Origin of the sequence: Intrasporangium sp., from assembly GCF_040414665.1 — a bacterium.
Classification (GTDB): Bacteria; Actinomycetota; Actinomycetes; order Actinomycetales; family Dermatophilaceae; genus Intrasporangium.
Genome location: NZ_JBEDUL010000001.1, coordinates 1 through 21637, shown reverse-complemented (window position 1 = coordinate 21637; position 21637 = coordinate 1). Strand labels below are relative to the sequence as shown.

19 protein-coding genes and 1 pseudogene are annotated in these 21637 nt (G+C 70.1%); 14 read left to right on the top strand and 6 right to left on the bottom strand.

The window, feature by feature from the left end; all coding sequences use genetic code 11:
• Positions 1 to 54: 54 nt before the first annotated feature.
• Together ABF401_RS00100 and ABF401_RS00095 are read left to right on the top strand one after the other, a co-directional pair.
• Positions 55 to 711 carry a polysaccharide deacetylase family protein gene (locus ABF401_RS00100; RefSeq protein WP_353507480.1) on the top strand — a complete coding sequence of 219 codons (657 nt, stop codon included), beginning with the start codon at positions 55 to 57 and terminating at the stop codon, positions 709 to 711.
• Between the two features lie 475 nt (positions 712 to 1186).
• Positions 1187 to 1594: a hypothetical protein gene (locus tag ABF401_RS00095; RefSeq protein ID WP_353507479.1), complete on the top strand. Its 408-nt coding sequence runs from the start codon at positions 1187 to 1189 to the stop codon at positions 1592 to 1594.
• Between the two features lie 13 nt (positions 1595 to 1607).
• Here ABF401_RS00095 and ABF401_RS00090 read toward each other — a convergent pair whose 3' ends face one another.
• Together ABF401_RS00090 and ABF401_RS00085 are read right to left on the bottom strand one after the other, a co-directional pair.
• Complete coding sequence (locus ABF401_RS00090; RefSeq protein WP_353507478.1) at positions 1608 to 2516, bottom strand: MerR family transcriptional regulator; 909 nt, start codon at positions 2514 to 2516, stop codon at positions 1608 to 1610.
• Positions 2517 to 2557: 41 nt separating this feature from the next.
• Positions 2558 to 2986, bottom strand: coding sequence for an SRPBCC family protein (locus ABF401_RS00085; RefSeq protein ID WP_353507477.1), 429 nt, complete (start codon positions 2984 to 2986; stop codon positions 2558 to 2560).
• Between the two features lie 57 nt (positions 2987 to 3043).
• On the opposite strand from ABF401_RS00085, the gene ABF401_RS00080 reads away from it, so the two are divergent.
• Genes ABF401_RS00080 through ABF401_RS00050 form a run of 7 tightly spaced genes read left to right on the top strand, consistent with a single transcriptional unit; the run spans position 3044 to position 10635 of the window.
• Complete coding sequence (locus ABF401_RS00080; RefSeq protein ID WP_353507476.1) at positions 3044 to 4315, top strand: NAD(P)/FAD-dependent oxidoreductase; 1272 nt, start codon at positions 3044 to 3046, stop codon at positions 4313 to 4315.
• Positions 4312 to 5067 (top strand): DUF1365 domain-containing protein, encoded by a 756-nt coding sequence (locus ABF401_RS00075; protein ID WP_353507475.1) that lies wholly within the window; start codon positions 4312 to 4314, stop codon positions 5065 to 5067. Before ABF401_RS00080 ends, ABF401_RS00075 begins: the two co-directional genes overlap by 4 nt.
• Entirely contained in the window at positions 5064 to 6320 is a 1257-nt protein-coding gene (locus ABF401_RS00070) for a class I SAM-dependent methyltransferase (protein ID WP_353507474.1), read from the top strand. The genes ABF401_RS00075 and ABF401_RS00070 overlap by 4 nt, the downstream gene beginning before the upstream one ends.
• Positions 6317 to 7069, top strand: a complete 753-nt coding sequence (locus tag ABF401_RS00065) for an SDR family NAD(P)-dependent oxidoreductase (protein ID WP_353507473.1) — start codon at positions 6317 to 6319, stop codon at positions 7067 to 7069. Before ABF401_RS00070 ends, ABF401_RS00065 begins: the two co-directional genes overlap by 4 nt.
• A complete protein-coding gene (locus ABF401_RS00060; RefSeq protein ID WP_353507472.1) occupies positions 7066 to 8433 on the top strand; it encodes a cryptochrome/photolyase family protein in 1368 nt (455 codons plus the stop codon). Before ABF401_RS00065 ends, ABF401_RS00060 begins: the two co-directional genes overlap by 4 nt.
• Before the next feature lie 4 nt (positions 8434 to 8437).
• Positions 8438 to 9160, top strand: coding sequence for a CPBP family intramembrane glutamic endopeptidase (locus ABF401_RS00055; protein WP_353507471.1), 723 nt, complete (start codon positions 8438 to 8440; stop codon positions 9158 to 9160).
• 5 nt (positions 9161 to 9165) lie between these two features.
• Positions 9166 to 10635, top strand: coding sequence for a tryptophan-rich sensory protein (locus ABF401_RS00050; protein ID WP_353507470.1), 1470 nt, complete (start codon positions 9166 to 9168; stop codon positions 10633 to 10635).
• Positions 10636 to 10706: 71 nt separating this feature from the next.
• Here ABF401_RS00050 and ABF401_RS00045 read toward each other — a convergent pair whose 3' ends face one another.
• Positions 10707 to 11687, bottom strand: a complete 981-nt coding sequence (locus ABF401_RS00045) for a GlxA family transcriptional regulator (protein WP_353507469.1) — start codon at positions 11685 to 11687, stop codon at positions 10707 to 10709.
• A gap of 94 nt (positions 11688 to 11781) precedes the next feature.
• Between ABF401_RS00045 and ABF401_RS00040 the strand changes: the two genes are divergently transcribed.
• Both ABF401_RS00040 and ABF401_RS00035 read left to right on the top strand, forming a co-directional pair.
• On the top strand, positions 11782 to 12048 hold the full coding sequence (locus ABF401_RS00040; protein WP_353507468.1) for a hypothetical protein: 267 nt from the start codon (positions 11782 to 11784) through the stop codon (positions 12046 to 12048).
• Positions 12049 to 12050: 2 nt separating this feature from the next.
• Entirely contained in the window at positions 12051 to 13013 is a 963-nt protein-coding gene (locus tag ABF401_RS00035) for a DMT family transporter (RefSeq protein WP_353507494.1), read from the top strand.
• 102 nt (positions 13014 to 13115) lie between these two features.
• On the opposite strand, the gene ABF401_RS00030 is transcribed toward ABF401_RS00035, so the two are convergent.
• A complete protein-coding gene (locus ABF401_RS00030; RefSeq protein ID WP_353507467.1) occupies positions 13116 to 13556 on the bottom strand; it encodes an SRPBCC family protein in 441 nt (146 codons plus the stop codon).
• Between the two features lie 115 nt (positions 13557 to 13671).
• Positions 13672 to 16281 carry an AMP-binding protein gene (locus ABF401_RS00025; RefSeq protein WP_502908172.1) on the bottom strand — a complete coding sequence of 870 codons (2610 nt, stop codon included), beginning with the start codon at positions 16279 to 16281 and terminating at the stop codon, positions 13672 to 13674.
• Positions 16282 to 16512: 231 nt separating this feature from the next.
• On the opposite strand from ABF401_RS00025, the gene ABF401_RS00020 reads away from it, so the two are divergent.
• The 3 genes from ABF401_RS00020 (at position 16513) to ABF401_RS00010 (ending at position 21390) form a co-directional block, all read left to right on the top strand.
• Complete coding sequence (locus tag ABF401_RS00020) at positions 16513 to 16698, top strand: hypothetical protein (RefSeq protein WP_353507465.1); 186 nt, start codon at positions 16513 to 16515, stop codon at positions 16696 to 16698.
• 137 nt (positions 16699 to 16835) lie between these two features.
• Positions 16836 to 19787, top strand: coding sequence for a helix-turn-helix transcriptional regulator (locus tag ABF401_RS00015; protein WP_353507464.1), 2952 nt, complete (start codon positions 16836 to 16838; stop codon positions 19785 to 19787).
• 169 nt (positions 19788 to 19956) lie between these two features.
• Positions 19957 to 21390 carry a tyrosine phenol-lyase gene (locus ABF401_RS00010; protein ID WP_353507463.1) on the top strand — a complete coding sequence of 478 codons (1434 nt, stop codon included), beginning with the start codon at positions 19957 to 19959 and terminating at the stop codon, positions 21388 to 21390.
• 14 nt (positions 21391 to 21404) lie between these two features.
• Here ABF401_RS00010 and ABF401_RS00005 read toward each other — a convergent pair.
• Positions 21405 to 21637, bottom strand: a pseudogene (locus ABF401_RS00005) (HNH endonuclease signature motif containing protein); the annotation flags it as partial.

The window sequence follows — 21637 nt, the reverse complement described above, 5'->3', positions numbered from 1 at the left end:
ACCACGGCGCCGCACCTTCCGCCAGCCACGGCGTCGACGGCGACGGCGCCACCCTTGGCTTGTTCGGTACCCAAGCGCCTGCTCGGCCGTGACCTGACGACGGTGCCCACCGACCGCAAGGTGGTCGCCCTGACGTTCGATGCCGGTGCCAGCAACGACGGAGTCGAGTCGATCCTCACCACGCTGGCCACCAAGGGCGTGCCGGCAACCTTCTTCGTCACTGGGGACTTCGTCGACGACTTCCCGTCGAGTGCGCGCGCCCTGGCGAAGTACCCGATCGGCAACCACACGTACCACCACCCCGATCTCACCACCCTGTCGGACGGCCGCACCCGCACGGAGATCAAGACCGCCGAGAGCCGGATCGAGGCCGTCACGGGACAGGACCCGCGGCCGTACTTCCGGTTCCCGTTCGGCGCCGTCAACGCCCACACGATCGGGATCGTCAATTCAGAGTGCTACGTGCCGTTCCGATGGACCGTCGACACCCTCGGCTGGAAGGGCACCTCGGAGGGCCAGTCGGTCAGCACCGTCGTGAACCGGGTCCTCAAGACCGCGACTCCCGGGCAGATCGTGCTCATGCACGTCGGTGCCCACCCGCAGGACCACTCGACGCTCGACGCCGACGCGCTCCCCCAGATCATCGATGGGCTGCGGCATCGCGGCTACGGCTTCGTCACGCTTGAAGCGGCTCTCGGATCGGCCCCCTGAGGTGACGATGATGCGTGAGTGCCACTGCCCCCTCGACCTTCCTCCCTCCCGGACCTGGACGGCAGGACGCGATGCCAGCGTCGAGCCGCCGGTCCCCCAGGACGCCCGCCCAGCGGTGGACGAGTACGGATCCAACGCAACGAGCCCTCACGCGCGTGGGTCCCACGATCCCGACGGGTCGATGACCCGCGCACCACAGGCGCTGTCGGCCGGGTGCGCCCGGGTCTCCAGCCGTCGACCCGTCGTGGACATCGACCGTATGCCGCTGGGCTGGGCGATCTAGCCGGTGCCCTGACACGCGGGCTGGCTTCGCCGGTCGTGCAACGCGGGACCTTCGTCCCTTGCCGTCAGGGCGCCCGCGCGGATAGTGGCGCTAAGGACTCACGCTCGGAGGTTTGCCATGCGAACAGAACATCAGATCAGGTCACCGGGCCAGGCCTCCCACCGCGATGCGCTCCCGGGAGCAGCACGGGGGATGGGCCGCTTCGGGTTCCATTTCATCGAGATGTGCGCCGTCATGTGCATCGGGGGAGGGTTGCTGGTCGCCGCCTTCTTTGGTGCGGCGGCGGCGCTCGGGGTGTCCGACCTGCGTCAGGAACAGCCGGCGCTGTCCGCGCTCGCCATTGCCTGCCTCCTCGCAGGGGCGATGGTCGCGTGGATGCGCTTCCGCGGGATGGGCTGGCGGCCGACCCTGGAGATGGCGGCGTCGTCGGTGGCGTCCGGCATCGTGTTGATCCTCGCCTACTGGCAGGGCCTCATCTCGAGCCGCGCCCTTCTCCCGGCCGTCTGTACCGTGGCATGCGTGGCCATGCTGGCGGTCATGCTGTTTCGCCTACCGCTCTACGCTTCGAGCCACGCCGGCCACCGAACACACGGCGGGTGACGGCACTCGTCGTCTAGCCCTGGCGCCGGGGTGTTGCCGAGGCCAGGTGCGACTCCATGCGCTCGACCGCGGCGGCGATGCCGTGCCCGAGTGGCAGGGCATCCCCCGCGACCTCGTCCTGGTAGCAGCCGCCGACGAAGACGACGAGCTCGGGTCGGCTGGCGCGGAGGCGTTCGCTGAGCTGTCGGGCGGGCGCGACGTCGGCCGGCCGCGGGACGGCGAGCACGACCGCGGCGGCGTCCCTGACGCGCACCGCCAGCTCCCAGTCGTCATGCGGCAGGTCCGCGCCGACGTAGGCCGTTGTGAAGCCGGCGCGACGCGCCGCCACGGCGAACGCGAGGATGCCGAGCTCGTGCCGGGCACCCGTCGGTAGCCCGAGCATCACGACCGGGCCGTTGGCCCTGCCTCCGGCGGCCTCGTAGGCCGCCGCGAGACGACGCTGCACGGTGTAGCTGAGCAGGTGCTCTCCCGCGACGGAGATGCGCCCGTCGGCCCAGGCGTCGCCGATTCCGACGAGCGCGGGCATGAGCCAGTCGTCGACGACCCGCTCGAAGCCGGCGCGCGCGAAGGCGTCATCGAGCACGTCCGACGCCGCGGCCGGGTCGAGCCGTTGGACCGCGTCGATGAGCCGGTCGAGTCCGGGCAGCGCGCGCGGCTCGGCCACCTCGGCCTGGGGCTCCGCCGTCGGCCGGGACACCGGCCCGGAAACGCGCGCCTTGGTCTCGGCGGCGGCTTCCCGGGCCGACCACCCTTCGTTGACCAGGCTTGCCATGATCCCAAGCGCTCGCAGGTCGGCGTCGGAGTACAGCCGGTAACGGCCGTCCGACCGAGCGGGGCTGACGACGCCGTACCGACGCTCCCAGGCGCGCAGGGTGGACAGGCTGATGCCGGTCAGCTCCGCGGCCTTCTTGATGGTGTACATGGTTTGTGCAGTCTATGTCCTGCCCAGCCGCGGCGGCGGGCTCAGAGCCTCTGCAGTGCCCGACGGAGCCCGTCGGCGCCGCCATCGACGAGCCGCTTCAGAGCCGGAGCCACCACCGGAGTGGCGATCTTGCGGAAACCCTTGAGCTCAAACGTGGCCGTATAGGTGACCGTCGTCCCGACGCCTTCGTCCTGGACCCTCATGTCGTCGTGGGCAACGAGGGTGGCGTTCTCCCCGCGTAGCGCGAACCGACGGCCGGGATCGAGCTCGGTGACGACGTAGTCGACCGTCGCTTCCCGCCCCAGAAAGCTCGAGACGTTCCGATAGCGGGTGCCGACCCCACCTGAGCCGGAGATGCAGCTGGTCCGGACGGTGGCGGGGTCCCACTCCGTGGTCGTCGTGAAGTCGGACAGGTAGGCGAAGACCCGGTCGGACGGCGCCGGGACGGTGAGCTGACGAACGAAGTGCATGATTCTCCTTCAGTTAACCTTTGACAATCCTTATACAAACACTATACAGTCGCAATCATGAAGGAGTCCAGACAGCCCACGGTCGGGGTCATCGGATCCGGCGTCGCGGGGCTCACCGCGGCCCACGTCCTCGCCCGCAGCCATTCCGTCACGCTCTTCGAGGCGGACCACCGGGTCGGGGGCCACGCGCACACCCACACCCTTCCCCGCGCCGGATCGCACGAGCGACTGCGCATCGACACCGGGTTCATCGTCCACAACGAGCGCACCTACCCCCACCTGCTGCGACTGTTCCGGGAGCTCGACGTCGAGACCCGACCCACCGAGATGAGCATGAGCATCACGTGCGAGGGATGCGGCCTGTCCTACGCGGGCGGCCGCGGCGTCTCCGGGATCCTGGCCCAACCGTGGCGCATCTCCGATCCCCGCTTTGCCCGGATGCTCACCGAGGTGCCGCGCTTCCACCGGGCGGCCAGAGCGCTCCTGGCGGATCCGTCACCGGATCCGACCTGGGGCGAGTTCCTCCGCGACGGTGGGTTCTCCACCTACTTCATCCGCCACTTCGCCATCCCCCTCGTGTCCTGCGTCTGGTCGTGCGGGGACCTCGATGCGCAGACCTATCCGGCACGCCACCTCTTCCGGTTCCTCGACCACCACGGCATGCTCACCGTCACCGGGTCCCCGCAGTGGCGCACGGTCGTCGGAGGTTCCGCCACCTACGTCGACCGCCTCGTCAGCCGCCTTCCCGACGTGCGACGCTCCGCCCCGGTGACCGCCGTCGAGCGCCATGACGACGGCGTCGACATTCGGGTCGGCGATGCCGCGCCGGAGCGCTTCGACCGGGTCGTGGTGGCCACCCACGCCAACCAGGCTCTCGACCTGCTCGCGGACGCCACGCCAGCGGAGAAGGAGGACCTCGGCGCGATCGAGTACTCGCGCAACACGGTGTGGCTGCACCGTGACTCGGCGGTCCTCCCGCAGGCCCGACGGGCGCGGGCTTCCTGGAACTACCGGATGCGCTCGTGCGAAGCCGCGAGCCCACAGGTGACCGTCAGCTACTGGATGAACCGACTGCAAGGCCTGCAGGACAGTGACGACCACGTCGTCACCCTCGATCCCGTCGGCCTCGTCGACCCGGCCAGGGTCAGCGCCCAGCTGTCCTACGAGCACCCGATCTTCACCGGCGCCGCCGTCGCCGCGGCAGCCCGGCTTCGCTCGGCCGGCGGGGATCGGCTCTCGTTCGCCGGAGCCCATCTCGGCTGGGGCTTCCACGAGGACGGCTGCCGCTCCGGTGTCGAGGCCGCCGAGTCCTTCGGAGCACGCTGGTGAGCCTGCTCGTCGCCCCGCCGCCCGTCCCGAGTCTCGTCGAGGGGCAGGTGTCGCACACCCGCCGCACTCCGGTGCTGCACCGCTTCCGGTATCGCCACTATCAGTGGCTCGTCGACGTGGATGACCTGCCGCGAATGCGCTGGCCGCTCTCCCTCCTGGCCCGCTTCGACCCGGCAGACCACCTCGACGGCGGCCTGGAGGGCGGTGGGATCCGTGGCGACCTGGACCGGTTCCTCGCCCGGCACGGGCGGGTGCTCCCTCCCGGCACCACGGTCCTCATGCTGGCCCACGCCCGCTCGCTGGGACACGTCTTCGACCCGCTGACCGTCTTCTGGTGCCTCGCCCCTGACCGCCGGCTCGTCGCAGCAGTACTCGAGGTGCACAACACCTACGGGGGACGGCACGCCTACCTCGTCGAGGCGGATGACACGGGACGCGCCCGGATCGACAAGGCGTTCTACGTGTCACCGTTCAACGACGTCTCGGGCGAGTACCAGGTGCGCCTCGTCCTCGACGAGCGGCGGGTGGCCGTGAGCGTCCGGCTCCGGCGAGACGGCGAGACCGTCCTCGACGCCGCGCTGACGGGGACGCCGACCCCTGCCTCAGGTCGGACGCTGCTCTCCACCGCTGCCCGACACCTGTCCATGACCCACCGGGTCACCGCCCTCATCCGGCTCCACGGTGTGCGACTGTGGATGAGGCGCCTGCCCCTCGTGCCCCGGCCACGACACTTCGAGGAGGCCGTCCGATGACGACGATCCTGCCGCAACCACTCACCCCGACCCTGGCCCCGATTCGCCTGCGCGCCAAGCTGGCCCGCACCATCCTCGAGCAGGTCCTCGCACGAGTGCCGGTCGACGTGGTCCTTCCCGACGGGTCCCGGCTGGGAGGAATGGCCGTGCGCCCGAGCGAGCCCAGCGGCATACGGCCAACGGTTGAGCTGAGGAACCCTGATGCGTTCTTCGAGCGGCTCGCGCACCACCCGAAGATCGGGATCGGCGAGGGCTACATGGCGGGCGACTGGCGCGCCGCGCCCGGCACCGACCTCGCCGACGCGCTGCGACCCTTCGCCGAACGGCTGACGACGGCGATCCCCCGAGCCTGGCTCGCCCTCCGTCAGGTCGTCGACCGCGCCATTCCGCGGGAGCAGCGCAACACCGTGACCGGCTCCCGCCGCAACATCGAGGCCCACTACGACCTGTCGAACGACCTCTTCGCCGCCTTCCTCGACCAGACGCTGACCTACAGCTCGGCCCTCTTCGACCCCACCAGCCCGGTCGAGGGACAGTCGCTCGAGGACGCACAGCTGCGCAAGGTACACGCCATCCTCGACGAGGCGCGGGTCCAGGAGGGCAGCCGGGTCCTCGAAATCGGCACGGGCTGGGGCACGCTCGCCATCGAGGCCGCGAAGCGGGGTGCCCAGGTCACCACCTTGACGCTCTCGCGCGAGCAGGCGGCGCTGGCCCAGCGACGCGTGGAGGCGGCGGGCGTGGCCGCCAGGGTTGACATCCGGCTCGAGGACTACCGCGAGGCCCGGGGCAGCTTCGACGCGATCGTCTCGGTGGAGATGATCGAGGCGGTCGGCGAGGAGTACTGGCCGACGTACTTCCGCACCCTCGACCGCCTGCTGGCCCCGGGCGGCACCGTGGCCATCCAGGCGATCCTCATGTCCCACGACCGCTATCTCGTCACCCGGCGCTCGTACGGCTGGATCCAGAAGCACATCTTCCCCGGTGGCCTCATCCCGAGCCTGCAGGCCCTGAGCGCGGTCACCGGGCGGGAGACCGGCCTGCGGGTGACCCGCGTGCACACCTTCGGCCAGGACTACGCCGAGACGCTGCACCGCTGGCGCGCGACCTTCCTCCGGGCCTGGCCGGAGGTGGAGCGCCTCGGCTTCGACGAGACCTTCCGGCGCAAGTGGGAGTTCTACCTGGCCTACTGCGAGGCGGGCTTCGCCTCCGGCTACCTCGACGTGGCCCAGCTCCGTCTCGAGCGGACAGCATGAGCTCGCGGCTGCCCGGTCAGAAGGTCTGGGTCGTCGGCGGCTCCTCCGGGATCGGCGCGGAGCTCGCGCGCGAGCTCGTCCGGCGCGGAGCGAAGGTGGCGATCAGCGGACGCCGTGCGACACAGCTCGAGGACATCGCCGATGGAACCATGACCACGTTTCCGGTCGACGTCACCGACGCGGAGGCCGTCGGCGATGCAGCAGCAGCCGTCCGCGATCGTCTGGGCGGCCTCGACACCGTCGTCTTCAGCGCCGGCTACTGGAAGCAGTTCGACGCGGCGGTGTGGGACCGGGAGACCTTCGCCCGACACGTCGAGGTCAACCTCCTCGGGCTCAACAACGTGCTCGCTGCAGTCGTGCCCGGCCTCGTGAGCCAGGGCGGCGGCCACGTCGTCGGCATCGCCTCGGTCGCCGGCTATCGGGGGCTCGCTGGGTCGGAGGCCTACGGTGCGACCAAGGCTGCCCAGCTCAACCTCCTCGAGGCGATGCGAGCGTCACTGTCGCCCAAGGGCATCCGCGTCACGACGGTCGCACCGGGTTTCGTGCGCACCGAGATGACGTCGTCGAACGAGTTCCCCATGCCCTTCATCATCGACGCGGACGAGGCTGGCCGGACCATCGCGGACGGCCTCGAGCGCGGGGACGAGAACATCGTGTTCCCCCGCCGGATGGCGGTTGCGATGGGTCTGGCCCGACTCGTGCCCGGGCGGCTGTGGACCGCGATCACCACACGGGGTGCCAAGGCGTGACCGTCTCGCTCCTGTGGTTCCGGCGCGACCTGCGGATCTCCGACCACCCCGCCCTGGTCGCGGCCGCCGAGGCGGGGACCTCGGTGCTGCCGGTGTTCGTGCTCGACCCTCGGCTCCTCACGCCGGAGCGGCCGCGCGCTCGCCGCCTCTTGGCGTCCGTCCGCGCGCTCGCGGACTCCCTCGACGGTCGCCTCGTCGTGCGGGCCGGGGACCCCGTCGACGTGATCCCGGGCCTCGCCCGCGAGGTCGGTGCGGACACCGTCCACGTCACCCGCGAGACGACGCCCTTCGGGCGACGGCGAGACGCTGCTGTCGGCGCGGCGCTCGGCCGCGACGGCCGTCGCCTCATCCCAACGGGCACGCCGTATGCCGCTGAGCCCGGTCTCGTGGTCACGCAGAGTGGTGAGCCCTACCGCGTCTTCACCCCGTTCGCCCGGGCCTGGGGTGCCCACGGCTCGCCCCCGCCGGTTCCACCACCACGCCGTATCTCCTGGTTCGACGGGGACGTCGGTCCGGTCGCACGTGCTGGCGTCCCGGCCGTCGATGCCTATGGCGGCGGCGCCGGCGAGCTGGCGGCGAGGCAGCAGTGGATCGACTTCCTCGCGGACGGGCGACTCGGACGCTATGACCACGACCGGGACCGCCCAGACCTCGATGCCACCAGCCGCCTGTCGATCCCGTTGAAGTACGGCGAGATCCATCCGCGGACCATCCTCGCCGACATTGCCTCACACCCGGAGGACAGGACGAGCGGCGCGGCGCGCTTCGTCAGCGAGCTGGCCTGGCGGGAGTTCTACGCCGACGTGCTGTGGCACCGTCCGGACTCGGCATGGCGCGACCTGCGCCCGGAGCTGACGCACCTGCCCTACGACGCAGGCCCGGAGACCGACCGCCTCGTCGAGGCGTGGCGACAGGGACGAACCGGCTACCCCATCGTGGACGCCGGCATGCGGCAGCTGCTCGCCGAGGGCTGGATGCACAACCGGCTGCGGATGGTCACGGCGAGCTTCCTCACCAAGGACCTCCACGTCTGGTGGCCGATCGGGGCTCGCCACTTCCTCGACCACCTCCTCGACGGCGACATCGCCTCGAACAACCACGGCTGGCAGTGGGTGGCCGGCACCGGTACCGACGCCGCCCCGTACTTCCGGGTCTTCAGCCCGGTCCGACAGGCGCGCCGATTCGATCCCCTGGGCGACTACGTGCGCCGGTGGGTGCCAGAGCTGGGCCACGTGCCCGGGGCGGCAGTCCACGAGCCGTGGTCCCAACCGAACGGGTATGACCATGGATATCCGAGGCGGGTCGTCGACCACGACGACGAGCGCAGGGAAGCGCTGGCCCGCTACCGGCAGGTCAGGAGGTGAGCCGATGCGTGGCCCCGTGGCCGAGCTACGTGCCTTCCTCGATGCCGCCCTCGTCAGACCCGTCTCCGCTCCGGTGGCCGATCCCCCGCGCGCCCGGGTCCGGCGGCGGATCGTCGTCGCCCTCACCCTGGTCGTCGGCGCGGTCGTGCTGGCCTGGGCCCTGCGGATCCGTCCAGGCGACCCCCTCTTCTACGCCGCAACGCTTGCCCTCGCCGCCGTCTGGGGTGTCGGCGCTGTCCTCTCCGGCCCGCTGTCCCTGGGCCGAGGTCACACGAGGAGGGGCACGACCCCCGAGCGCCCCGTCATCCAGTCGCTCGCACTGGGACTGCTGCTGCTCGCCGTGTTCCTCGCCGGCGCGCTCGTCGTCGCTCGCCTGCCCGGGCTTCGCGAACCGGTGGACGACCTGCTCGACCACGCCCGCTTCGGCTCGCTGCCCGTCGTCCTCGCCATCACCGTCCTGAACGGCGTCGCGGAGGAGCTCTACTTCCGCGGTGCCCTCTACGCGGCGCTGCCGAGACACGCGGTTGGCGTCACGACCTTCCTGTACGCGCTGACCACTGTGGGCAGCGGCGTGCCGCTGCTCGTGCTCGCCGCAGCCGTGGTCGGCCTCGTCACCGTCCTCCAGCGACGCGTCACCGGCGGCATCCTCGGCCCGGTCATCACCCACATCACCTGGTCGACCGGGATGCTCCTGCTCCTGCCACCAGTCCTCGACCTCGTGAGGTGAGATCCATGAGCCCGACCAACACGCGCACAGCCCAAAGCACTTCACCGGCCGGCACGTCCGGGGACCGAGTGGCTCTCGTCACCGGCGCCTCCGGCTACATCGGGGGGCAGCTGGTGCCCCGGCTCCTCGCCGCGGGGTGGCGGGTCCGGGCGCTGACCCGCCGGCCCGGATCGCTCGACGACCGGCCATGGGCCGACGAGGTCGAGGTCGTCGTGGGGGACGTCGCGGACCGCGCGGACCTCCGAAGGGCACTCAGCGGCATACGGACTGCGTTTTACCTCGTCCACTCCATGGACGACCGCCCGGGCTTCGCCGAACGCGACCGGGAGGCGGCTACGGCATTCGGTGACGTGGCTCGGGAGCAGGGCGTCCGTCGCCTCGTCTACCTGGGCGGTCTGCATCCTGACGACGAGGAGCTGTCTCCGCACCTGGCCTCGCGGGTGGAGGTCGGCCGCATCCTGCTCGCGTCCGGTGTGCCGACCGCCGTGCTGCAGGCCGCTGTGGTGGTCGGTGACGGCTCGGCGTCCTTCGACATGCTGCGCCACCTGACGACCCGGCTGCCCGCCATGGTCGCGCCGAAGTGGCTCGACAACCGGATCCAGCCGATCGCCGTCGACGACGTGATGACGCTGCTCGTCGGAGCAGCCGAGCTGCCTTCGGATGTGAACCGGACCTTCGACATCGGCGGGCCTGAGGTGCTGACCTACCGGGAGATGATCCAGCGGTTCGCCTCCGTGACCGGGCTGCGGCGGCGGCTTGTCGTGACGGTGCCCGTGCTGACGCCCCGGCTCGCGAGCCACTGGGTAGGGCTGGTCACCCCCATCGGCGGCGGTGTCGCGAAGCCGCTCGTCGGCAGTCTCGTCCACGAGGTGGTCACCAAGGAGTCGGACCTGCTCGGCCTCGTCGAGGTGCCAGGCGGTCTCACCGGCTTCGACGAGGCGGTCCGAGGGGCGATGGACGGTGCAGCACCGGACACCGCGCTTCGCAACCTGGCCCTCACGGGCGCTGCCGTCGCGGCGAGCGCCATCGTGGGATCCCTTGCGACCAAGCCGGACTCACAGTGGTATCGCGGCCTCGACCTGCCGCCGTGGCAACCGCCGAAGGTGGCCTTCCCGATCGTCTGGACCCTGCTCTACGCCGACATCGCGGGCAGCGCCGCAGCGGCCCTCACGGCAATGGACCGGAGCTCCGCTGCAGGAATGGACGGTTCACCAGCTGCCCGCCGCCGGTATCTCGGGGCCCTCGCGCTCAACCTCGCGCTCAACACCGGGTGGAGCGTGGTCTTCTGGCGGAGACGGACCCCCGGCGGGGCAGCACTGGAGTCCGGACTGCTCACGGCCAGCGGGGCGGATGTGGTGCGACGGACGGTGTCGGTGAACCGGGCGGCAGGTCGCGCGCTCGTGCCCTACGTGGTCTGGTGTGGCTTCGCGACGGTGCTCAGCGCTGCGATCCATCGGCGCAACCGTCATCGATGACGGCTTCTACGGTCATCTAGCAGTAGTCGAATACTTCCGTAGACGCCGCGATCGTCCCCGAGTGTCGCCTGTCAACGCAGAGCGGGTTCCGGGGAGCGGGCCCCCGCGCCGGCGAAGGTCTTGCGGTACTGCAGCGGGGGCAGTCCGAGCTCCTTCTGGAAATGGCTGCGCAGGACGGCCGCCGTCGCGAACCCGCAGGCGTGGGCAATCGCCTCGACGTCAAGGCCCGTCGTCTCGAGCAGGTGCCGGGCCCGTCGGATGCGCTGCGCGGTGAGCCACTTGTGCGGCGTCGTGCCGACCTCTTGGCCGAACCGGCGCGCGAAGGTGCGCTCGGACATGTTCGCTCGCGCGGCGAGGCTCGGGACCGAGTGCTCCTCGTCGAGGTGCTCGGACAGCCAGTCGAGCACGTCCTGCAGGCTGTCGGAGGGCTCGGCCGGCACGGGGGTCTCGACGTACTGGCGCTGGCCGCCCGCGCGGTGGGGAGGCACCACCATGCGGCGTGCGATGCGGTTGGCCACGTCCGTGCCCAGCTCCTGAGCGACCAGGTAGAGACAGGCGTCGATCCCTGCCGCCGTCCCCGCGCTGGTGAGGACTGGACCGTCCTCCACGTAGATCGCGTTGTCATCGACCCGGGCCTGCGGGAAGCGCTGCCCGAGCAGCTCCGCGTATCTCCAGTGGGTCCCGCACTCGCGCCCGTCGAGCAGGCCGGCCTCGCCGAGCCAGAAGGCACCGCTGCAGACCGACAGCACGCGGGCCCCCCGATCCACGGCATCCCGGAGGATCTCCAGCGCCTCCGGCCGGAACGGCCCGTTCACCGAGCCACCCGGAATGGCGATGAGATCCGCGTCTCTGGCCGCCTCGAGCGGGTGGGTGGCAACGATTCCCATCCCGGTCTTCGTGGCGAGCACCCGGGTCGGGTCCACGGCACACACCCGGAAGTCGAAGGGCGGCACGCCGTCCTCGGTCCGGTCGATCCCGAAGACCTCGCACAGGACGGCGAGCTCGAACGGTGCGACGGGCTCCTCCACGAGGACGGCGACAGTGCGAAGCATGTGTTCCAGTGTGGCACAGGTTTGGCAGAAAATAAACGGACATCGACAGTTCTGCCACTCGTGGCGGCAATGAATCGCGCGCATTATTTCTGCCATGAACTCCTTCACTCCGCTCCTGTTCATCGCCCTCCTCTTCATCGCCCTCGAGATCCGGCATCGTCGCTCCGCCGGCGGCCCGCGTTGGCGCCCCGGTGAGGACCGTCGGTCCGACCGTGACGAGGCACGTCGGGACGCAGAGCTCGCCGCGATCCCCACGTCTGCCACCACACCCGCGCAGCTCCGCTCGTCCGCCCACACGCACCGCCCGGGGCGCAATACTCGGCGGACACCGAGGCGTCCATTGCCTACCGTCGTGTCGTGACCATGTCCGACCCCTCGAGCTCGACCGAGACCCTGGCCTCGCGACCGGCCAACCTGCAGCCGGCACCGAGCATGCAGACCACCTCACGATGGCTCGTGCTCGGTGCCATGGCGGTGACCCTCGTGCTCTGGGCCTCTGCCTTCGTCGCGATCCGTCACCTCGGCCAGGACGTGCCGCCCGGCGCGCTCTCCCTGGGACGACTGCTCGTCGCCTCCGTGGCGCTCGGGATCCTGGTCCTCCGGCGCAGGCCGACGTGGCCGCGGCGGTCAGACTGGGCCCTGCTCCTGCTCTGCGGGGTGGCCTGGTTCGGGATCTACAACCTCGCCCTCAACGACGCCGAGCGGCGCATCGATGCCGGGACGGCCGCCCTGCTCGTCCAGATCGGGCCGATCATCGTCGCGGTGCTCGCCACGGTGTTCCTCGGCGAGCGCATGACTCCTTGGCTCATCGTCGGGATGGTCGTCGGCTTCGGTGGCGTCGCGATCATCGCCCGCGGCTTCGGTGGCGGCGGCACAGGCGACCGCGTCGGCGTCTGGCTGGCCGTCCTGGCTGCGGTGACGTACGGCGTGGGCGTGCTCGCGCAGAAGCCACTGCTCCGGCGCCTCCCCGGGCCTGAGGTCAACTTCCTGGCCTGCATCATCGGTGTCGTCAGCCTGCTGCCCTGGTCTGGCGAGCTGGTCACCGTCGTGCGCGAGGCCGAGGTCAGCTCGCTGCTGTGGATCGCCTACCTCGGAGTGTTCCCGACTGCGGTCGCCTTCTCGCTGTGGGCCTTCGCACTCGCCCGAAGCGACGCCGGGAGGCTGACTCTGACGACCTTCCTCGTTCCGTTCATTGCAACCCTGATCGCGTGGGTGCTGCTCGGGGAGATCCCCGCGGCCCTGACGTTCGTGGGCGGCGCTCTCTGTATCGCCGGGGTGCTGCTCACCCGGAAGAAGCCTCGCCCGCGCTCCACGCCCATCGAGTGAACGGGATTCGGGAGCGGCGAAGACTGCGCGCCCGTTGGACCCTGACCGACTGTGTGTTTCAGGCCCACCGGGGCCTCAGTGGCGAGGCTCCCGGCTGATCGCTCAGTCCCTCCCCGCCTCGACATAGTCCTTCAGGCCCACCCAGTTCCGTCGTTCCCAGCGCGGACCGATGGCCGCGAGCAGTGGAGTGAGCAGGCGCAACGGGCCCACCAGGTCCATGTCCCAGTCCCAGGTGAGCCGTGTGGCGTCCGCAACCTCCTCGAGGGTGACGGTGCCGTCAACCTGGAGGTACGACGAGCGCACGAGGTTGTGCAGACGGTGGGGCCGCTCGTACTCCAGCACCTCCAAGGTCATGGCACCCTTGGCGCCCATGCTCTTCGGCTCGGCAACAAAACGGGAACCCGGCCCGAGCGGCCCCTCTGTCACCTTCTCGGCACGGAGTATCCGCGGGTTGTACTTCGGCTCGTTCCGCTCGTCGGCGACCAGGTCGAAGATCTCGTCGACGGGCGCGTCGATCATGATCTCGCCAGCGATTCTCGGCATCGTCCTACTCCTTCCCGGGGCCCCTGTCCGGTGGCGGCCAGCGCAGCCCGGGCCGTGGTGCCCCACCGGTCAGAGTCCCGCACGGACCAGCGGCCGGAAAGAGTCCTAGGTCCCGTCAGCCAACGAGTTCCGGGAACCGCCCAGGTTGGATGGCGGCGCAGCGGGGAGCGAGTCCCACCGCCCGTCGCAGCGCTCGCCAACCCGCCGGCGCCCCCTTGCTCCACAGCCACCAGTAGCCGACGCCCACGGCGACCGACGCCGTGAAGGCCGGGACTGGAGAGCCCCAGAGGTGCTCGAGCACCTGCCAGTGGATGACATAGATGTAGAGCGAGCTCGCGGCGAGGACGTGGACGAGCGGGACGAGTGCTGCTGGGATCCGGGACACCGGCTTCCAGATGAGCAGCAGGACGAAGGCCAGCGAGAGCAGGTCGCGTGCTGGGTTGCCCGAGAAGGTGCCGACCGTTGCCGCAGCCACCACCGTGACGATCCAATGCTGGCGGCGTGTCCCGGCACGCGCGATCGACCAGCCGAGGAAGAAGAGGAAGAGGACGACCAGGGCGGACCCCTGCATCCGCGGCCCCGGCAGCGGGTAGAGGTCGAGTCGCAGGGTGAAGGCCGCAGCGGTCAAGAGGAGCGGGACGGCGAACGGCCAGCGCTTCTCGGCGCGGGCGAAGGCGGGCAGCGCGACGAGGGCGATCGTCACGACGAGGGCGACCACGAGGGCCTCGATGAACCAGAACCGCCATGGGGGTCCGAGCCGCTCCTCGCCGAGCAGCCAGTTGGCGAGGGCCAGGTTGCGCGGCTCGTAGTGGCCCCAGATGAGGTGGGCAGGGACGATGACAGCCAGCGTCGGCAGCACGACCCGCGCGGCCCCTCGCGCCAAGGACCCCACCCTTTCGCGGGCCTTCTCGGAGGCGAGGGCGAAGCGAACCGCGTTGAAGCCCACGAGCACGAGCAGGGCGTGGGCGGTGCCCTGGAGGGAGAAGAGCTCTGCATGCGTGCCGACGATGAGGACGATCGCCAGGGCCCGCAACCACACATTCGTCTCGATGGTCCGACGCCGCAGCCGCGGCACGCCATCACCCTCGACCGGGCGCGGCTCCTCCATGGCCTTGTCGACGAGCCTTTGGAGTTCGGCGACCGGGGTGAGGTGCCACGAGGCGGGAAGGGTCCCGACCAGGCCCTCGAGGCGGATCGACACCTCGACGTACGACAGTGAGTCGCCACCCAATGAGACGAAGGTCGAGCCGTCCTCGACGTCTGTCCGACCCAGCGCTGCCGCGTAGGTCTGCGCCACGGTCGCGACCCGGCCCGACTCCGGCGGCAGGCCCGCGTCCGCGAGCTGGTCGACGAGACGGAGGATGGCAGCGTGGTCCGTCTTCCCGTTGTGGAGCCGGGCGTGCTCTCGGACACCGACCACCTGGATGACAGCGGCGGGCGCCCCGGACAGGCGGCTCGCGAGCCGGCGCACGGCCCCGTGGTCCACCGAGCGGCCCTTCGGCTCACACACGGCCACGGCGAGGAGGCCCTCCCGACCGGCGCAGCGGGCGTCATGGCCGGCGGCCCGCAGGGTCGACTCGACGCGGTCCAGGTCGATCCGGTGCCCCAGCACCTTGGTGAAGCGGCTCCGCCGACCCGTGACCTCATAGAGGCCCGCCTCGGTCAGTCGGCCCAGATCGCCGGTCAGCAGATGGTCGACCGTGCGGCCGAGTGCCAGGTCAGCCGGAGTCTCCGCGTATCCGAGCATGACGTTGGGACCCGAGTAGACGAGCTCGCCGTCGACGACCTCGAATGCTCCGCCCGGGACCGGCACCCCGATGCTCGCCGGGTGCTCGAGGGCGAGTGCTGGCGGCAGGTAGGCCATCCTCGCAGTCCCCTCCGTCTGGCCATACATGACGAAGAGGTCCCAGCCGCGGGCCTGTCCCACGGAAGCCCAGTGGCGCACCCGTTCGGGCTCGAGCCGTCCGCCCGCCTGCGTGACATAGCGCAGCCGGGGCAGGTCCATCGACGCGAATCCGATGCGCTCCAGCAGCTCGAACGTGTAGGGCACTCCAGCCAAGGTCGTTGCACCCGCCTCCCGGAACAGCGTCCAGAAGCACTCGTCGACGACCGACAGATCCGTCAGGGCGATGCTCGCACCGCGGCTCAGGTGGCTGTGGACCACGGACAGCCCGTAGCAGTAGTGGAGCGGCAAGGTGGTTGCGGCGCAATCTGATTCGCCGATGCCCAAGAAGGTGGCGATCTGGTCCGCGTTGGCGGCAAGGTTCTCCCAGGACAGGCGGACGAGCTTGGGTGAGCCCGTGGATCCGCTCGTGCTGAGCAGGAGCGCAAGGTCGGGATGCAGGTCGTGCGCGGAGCCTTCGCGCAGCAGCGTGACCCTGCCGTCAGCGGCAACGACGACATCCGGGTCGTATGCCGCTCGCATCGTCTCGCGCGCCGGCTCGCTCCCGCTCGGGACGAGAAGGACCACGTGACCGCCGAGGAGGGCGCCGAGGTAGCCGACGAGGCTGTCGAGGCGATTGGCGCCTTCGACGAGCACCAGCCGGCGGGTGCCCGCGAGGGCGGCCGCCGTGGCCGCGACGCGCCCGGCCAGGTCGGAGTACGTCAGGGTCACCTCCGGGGTGACGATCGCCCGCATCGAGCCACGGGCGGCGAGATCCACCAGCCAAGGCAGCCTGCAGAGCGCGTTGGGGGGCGCGTCGGCCGTCACAGTCACGGGCGCCATTGAATAGGTAAGCCTTACCTAAATGCAACCGCCGTTCCCGAGGACGGGACGTCTGAGACGAGTCTGAGTGGCCTCTGAGGTAGTGCGGAGTCCTGTGCGCCACCCGTCTGAGGTAGCGGCCTCGTCATGCGTTCCCGCGAGATAGGGATGACGTCCGATGTGGCCGCCTACCTCATGAGCCGACGCTTGAGGAGTCAGCACAACAGGACGACAAGACAGAGGGAAACGATCATGACCACGTCAATCACCCTGATGACGCCGGAGTTCCTGAAGGCCGAGATCGAGGCCCGCTATGGCTCGCCTCGGCGCAGGGGCTGGCGTCAGCGGACCGACGCGTCGCTTCGGATCGCGGAGCGGGCCCACCGCCGCCGCACGAGCGAGGCGCCACGGCTGGCGAGGCCGGCCCGGGCTCACTGACCCGGGCCACCCGCCCCCGCACCTGGACCGGTTCGCCCGTGACCCTGCAGAGAGACTCCGTGACCGCCGCCGCCACTACCTCCACGGTCCCCGGACCCCACGAGACGCTGTCAGACCCATCCCGGATAATTCGGCGTATGCCGTTCACAACCGGCGCGATGGTCGGCCGCGACTCGGACCTGGCCCGCCTCGCGGGAGCTATCGGGCTCGTCGACTCGCCCGACGGCTCCCGCGGTGGCGTCGCTGTCCTGTCCGGTGACGCCGGCATCGGCAAGTCACGTCTTCTCCTGCAGCTGACGTCCGACGCGGACCAGGCCGGATGGCTCACCGTCACCGGCCACTGTGTCGGGCAGGCCGGCAGTGCTCTTGCGTACCTCCCTTTCGTAGAGCTCATCGGCTTGCTCGACAGCATGGCGCCCGATGTCGTCACCCAGGTTCTCGGCACCCATCCGAGCCTGGCCCGGCTCCTCCCACGCAGGGACGGCGACACCGCGGGCATCACCGACTCGGCGAAAGAGGCCAACCCGGGCCTCGTCGCCGAGTCGGTCCATGCGCTCCTCACGGCACTCGGCGCTGACCGTCCGACGCTCATCGTCATCGAGGACGTGCACTGGGCCGACCATTCGTCTCGTGACCTGCTCACGCTCCTGCTGACCCGAGCATTCACGACCCCGGTCAGCCTGGTCGCGAGCTACCGGTCGGACGACCTCCACCGCAAGCACCCGCTGCACGAGACGCTTGCCGTGTGGGACCGGATCCCGCACGTGACCCACGTCAGCCTGGCGCCGCTGCCCGACGCAGCCGTGGACGAGATCGTCGTCAGCATCGAGGGCATCCCCAGTGATGCGCGCACCCTCCGCGAGATCACCCAGCGCGCCGAGGGCAACCCGTTCTTCGCCGAGGAACTGGCCGCCAGCGCCGTGGCCGGTCAGCAGATCAGCGGTGGACTGGGTCGGGTCCTGCGCGCGCGCATCGAGCGACTCGACGAGACGGCCCAAGCCGTCGTCCGCGCGGTCTCGCTCAAGGGTGGCCGATACATCGGTCACGAGCTCCTGGACAGGGTCATGGGGCTGCCCGAGGCCGAGCTTGAGGCCGCCATCGCCCAAGCCGTTGAGCACCACGTCCTCGAGACGAAGTGGCCGCCCGCGTACACCTTCCGCCACGCCCTCCTCGGCGAGACCGCTGCCGAGGCGTTGCTCCCGGGTGAGCGTCTACGGCTCCACAAGTCGTATGCCGCTGTGCTCGCTGAGTGCCCACAGCTCGGTCCCGCCTCGGAACTGGCGCGCCACGCGGCCGCGAGTGGCGACCTGCCTGCCGCGGTGGCCGCAAGTCGGGCGGCCGCCGAGTCGGCGATAGGGATGGGCGGGCCCCAGGATGCCCTCTTCCACCTCGAGCAGGCGCTGAGCTGGCTCGAGGACCATGATCCCGAGCGTGACGAAGTCGGCATTCGTGCGGCTGAGGCGGCCACGGCGGCTGGCGACACCCTCCGCGCGGTCCGGCTCCTCAAGGACAGCATCGACCACCCGGGGCCGCGGCAGCGACCGGAGATGAGGGCCGAGCTCCTCGCCCGCTACGCCACCCTGTCTCGCATGCTCGATCTCCCGGTCGACGGGCTCGGCCTGACCACCCAGGCCGTGGACCTGCTGCCTCCCGACGAGACGCCTCGACGGGTCCTGGTCCTCATCGCCCACGCGCAGCAGCTCGTCGACGAGGGCGCGTTCGTCGCCGCGGTCCGCACCGGCGACGAGGTCATTGCGATGGCTGGGAACCTGGGGATGAGCGACTCACTCCTCGAGATCCGCACCATCCTGACGCGGGTCATCGAGGCACAGCAGGACCTCGATGCCGTCGAGGCGTACCTGCGCGGCCTGCTCGACGACGTCGCTGGCACGGACAACCCGATCCAGCTGCGCCTCGCGCACCAGCTGGCTGCGGTGGCGCACCGTCGGGGGGACTTGCGCGCGGCTCTGGAGCACTATGACGAAGGGACCCGGATCGCACACCGCCTCCACCTGGAGTGGGCGCCGTGGGGACTCGACTGCCGCCTGCTCAGCGGCCTGACCGCGTATGAGCTGGGCGAGTGGGACTCCGTGGCGGGCCGACTGGGCTTGGCGTCCAAGCTGACTCCCCAACCGGCACGTGCGCTCTTCGAGGCGGCCGGTCTCGCCGTCCCGATCGGTCGGGGCGAGCCCGTGCCACCCAGTCGCCTCTCCGCACTGCGTGAATGGTGGTACGTCGACGGGATGATCATCGTCCTCTCCGTCATGCCGGGGATCGACCTCTTGGGCGACTCGGGTGACCTGGCAGGGACGCTCGAGATCACGTGCGATGCGGCGAAGGCACTCGACAAGGTGTGGGTCAAGTACCACGCCAGCGTGCGCATGGCGGCACTCCTGGCCGGACAGGTGGCTGCGCTCGCTCCGGCGGCCGAGGCCGACCTGCGGACGCGCGCCGTTCAGACGGTGGAGGACTTGGGCGCCCGCGCCTCCCAACTCATAGCCAAGGAGGTGCGCAAGGCCAAGGGCGCGGACTGGGATCCGACGGACCTCGACGTGCTCCGTGACTCGAGCACCGAGACGTGGGCCTGGGCCAAGCGGCTCGAGGCGGAGCGGCTTCGCCTGGCGTGGACACTTGGCCACGAAGCCCCTCCTCCAGCTGACGACATGGTGCGCGCCTGGCGGGCGGCGGTCGAGGGGTTCGACCGGCTCGGTCACATCTTCGAGGCGGCCCGGTCTCGAGCCCGGCTGGCCGCTGCTCTTCATGCGGCAGGGTCCGACGCTGAGTCGCGGCTGGTCGCCGATGCTGCCCGTGAGGTGGCTGGGAGACTTCGCGCTCGGCCGCTCCTGGTAGAGCTCGACGCTGTGTTGCCGCACCCTGCGGCACGCGGGGCGGCCGTCGAGCTGACTCCTCGTGAGCTGGAGGTCCTCGCCCTGGTCGCCCGCGGCCTGTCGAACGGCCAGATCGGCAAGCAGCTCTACATCAGCACCAAGACGGTCAGCGTCCACGTGTCCAACCTGCTCGCCAAGCTCGGCGCCTCCGGACGCACGGAGGCGGCTGCGATCGCCCGTGACAAGGCACTCCTGCCCTGATCGGCCCCGGAGCGCATTGGACACTTTGCTCCGTCAAAATCGGGTTTGACTGCACATGATGGGCAGTGTGGACAGGAGTTGGTGCACCGTTTGCGCACTGATTCACTGTGAGAGCACTCTGAAAGCAGACGACTTGGCGACGATGCCGGTCCCGTGCAGAGAGGGTGCCATGCCAGCCATTGCAGAGCCGTACCGGATCAAGATGGTCGAGCCGATCACGATGACGACTCGTGAGCACCGTGAGGCCGCGATTCGGGCCGCGGGCTACAACACGTTCCTGCTGCGCAGCGACGATGTCTACATCGACCTGCTCACTGACTCCGGCACGTCGGCCATGAGTGACCGACAATGGAGCGCCCTGATGCTGGGCGACGAGGCCTACGCGGGCGCGCGATCCTTCGAGCACCTCCTCGAGTCGGTGCGTGAGAACTACGGCTTTCCCTACGTCTGCCCAACTCACCAGGGTCGCGGGGCCGAGCACCTCATTTCCCAGATCCTCATCGCTCCGGGGCAGCACGTCCCGGGCAACATGTACTTCACGACCACGCGGGTCCACCAGGAGCTCGCCGGCGGGACGTTCCACGACGTCATCATCGACGAGGCCCATGACCCGGGCTCGCGCCATCCGTTCAAGGGAAACGTCGATCTCGACAAGCTTCAAGCACTGATCGACGAGGTCGGTGCCGACAACATCGCCTACATCAACGTGGCTGTCACCGTGAACATGGCGGGTGGGCAGCCCGTTTCGATGGCCAATCTCCGTGCCGTCCGCGAGATCTGCAGCCGCCACGGCATCATCATGTGGTCCGACGCGACCCGGCTCGCTGAGAACGCCTGGTTCATCAAGGAGCGCGAAGACGGCTACGCCCACCGGCCCGTCGCCGAGATCGCCAAGGAGATGCTGTCCCACTTCGACGGCATCACGATGTCCGGCAAGAAGGACTGCCTGGTCAACATCGGCGGTTTCCTCGCGATGCGCGACGAGCGCATCCTCACCAAGGCCCGCGAGCTCGTCGTCGTCTACGAGGGCATGCCGACCTACGGAGGCCTGGCCGGCCGCGACCTCGACGCGATGGCGGTCGGCCTGCGTGAGGCGCTCGATGACGACTACCTCACCCACCGGATCGGCCAGGTGCGCTACCTGGGCGAGCGCCTGCGGGAGGCCGGGGTGCCGATCGTCGAGCCGATCGGGGGCCACGCCGTGTTCATCGATGCGGCCTCGTTCCTCAGCCATCTGTCACAGGACGAGCTCCCGGCGCAGAGGCTCGCTGCGGAGATCTTCCTCGACTCGGGAGTCCGCGCGATGGAGCGGGGCATCGTGTCGGCGGGACGAGACGCCAAGGGCAACAACCGCCACCCGAAGCTCGAGCTGGTCCGACTCACCATCCCGCGCCGGGTCTACACGAACTCGCACATGGACGTCGTCGCCGACTCGGTCATCAGGGTCTACGAGCGCCGCAAGGAGATTCGCGGCCTGCAGTTCGTTTACGAGCCGCACACCCTCCGGTTCTTCACCTCCCGCTTCGAGCCGCTCTCGGCGCCCATCCACAACGCGGTGTCCAAGGAGGTTGACGAGCCGGAGCTCGCGACTGCGGCGCGGTGACACCAGGCCTCTGATCAGAAGGGTGGTGGGTCGTTCCAGCCGTGGCGTTCGTTCCAGTACGCCTTGCTGGCTTCGCGGTCGCGGTGTTCCTGCCGGGCCGTGTTGGCGCGGCGCGTCGGTGGGGTGTGCTCGGGGGCGTCGGGGTCACCGAGTGCCTCGGTCCACGACTTGGGGTAGGTGACGTAGTCGCGTCCGGTCAGGGTGCGCCAGGCCAGCCCGCGGCCGTCGCGGGCGGCCAGCGTCGCCG

What these genes read in the sequence shown, in the direction of transcription:
- ABF401_RS00030 (WP_353507467.1), bottom strand. Translation starts at nt 13,556, where the DNA reads ATGCCGAGAATCGCTGGCGAGATCATGATCGACGCGCCCGTCGACGAG.
- ABF401_RS00095 (WP_353507479.1), top strand. Translation starts at nt 1,187, where the DNA reads ATGGGCCGCTTCGGGTTCCATTTCATCGAGATGTGCGCCGTCATGTGC.
- ABF401_RS00065 (WP_353507473.1), top strand. Translation starts at nt 6,317, where the DNA reads ATGAGCTCGCGGCTGCCCGGTCAGAAGGTCTGGGTCGTCGGCGGCTCC.
- ABF401_RS00010 (WP_353507463.1), top strand. Translation starts at nt 19,957, where the DNA reads ATGCCAGCCATTGCAGAGCCGTACCGGATCAAGATGGTCGAGCCGATC.
- ABF401_RS00085 (WP_353507477.1), bottom strand. Translation starts at nt 2,986, where the DNA reads ATGCACTTCGTTCGTCAGCTCACCGTCCCGGCGCCGTCCGACCGGGTC.
- ABF401_RS00045 (WP_353507469.1), bottom strand. Translation starts at nt 11,687, where the DNA reads ATGCTTCGCACTGTCGCCGTCCTCGTGGAGGAGCCCGTCGCACCGTTC.
- ABF401_RS00090 (WP_353507478.1), bottom strand. Translation starts at nt 2,516, where the DNA reads ATGTACACCATCAAGAAGGCCGCGGAGCTGACCGGCATCAGCCTGTCC.
- ABF401_RS00015 (WP_353507464.1), top strand. Translation starts at nt 16,836, where the DNA reads ATGCCGTTCACAACCGGCGCGATGGTCGGCCGCGACTCGGACCTGGCC.
- ABF401_RS00070 (WP_353507474.1), top strand. Translation starts at nt 5,064, where the DNA reads ATGACGACGATCCTGCCGCAACCACTCACCCCGACCCTGGCCCCGATT.
- ABF401_RS00055 (WP_353507471.1), top strand. Translation starts at nt 8,438, where the DNA reads ATGCGTGGCCCCGTGGCCGAGCTACGTGCCTTCCTCGATGCCGCCCTC.
- ABF401_RS00080 (WP_353507476.1), top strand. Translation starts at nt 3,044, where the DNA reads ATGAAGGAGTCCAGACAGCCCACGGTCGGGGTCATCGGATCCGGCGTC.
- ABF401_RS00040 (WP_353507468.1), top strand. Translation starts at nt 11,782, where the DNA reads ATGAACTCCTTCACTCCGCTCCTGTTCATCGCCCTCCTCTTCATCGCC.
- ABF401_RS00035 (WP_353507494.1), top strand. Translation starts at nt 12,051, where the DNA reads ATGTCCGACCCCTCGAGCTCGACCGAGACCCTGGCCTCGCGACCGGCC.
- ABF401_RS00025 (WP_502908172.1), bottom strand. Translation starts at nt 16,281, where the DNA reads ATGGCGCCCGTGACTGTGACGGCCGACGCGCCCCCCAACGCGCTCTGC.
- ABF401_RS00020 (WP_353507465.1), top strand. Translation starts at nt 16,513, where the DNA reads ATGACCACGTCAATCACCCTGATGACGCCGGAGTTCCTGAAGGCCGAG.
- ABF401_RS00050 (WP_353507470.1), top strand. Translation starts at nt 9,166, where the DNA reads ATGAGCCCGACCAACACGCGCACAGCCCAAAGCACTTCACCGGCCGGC.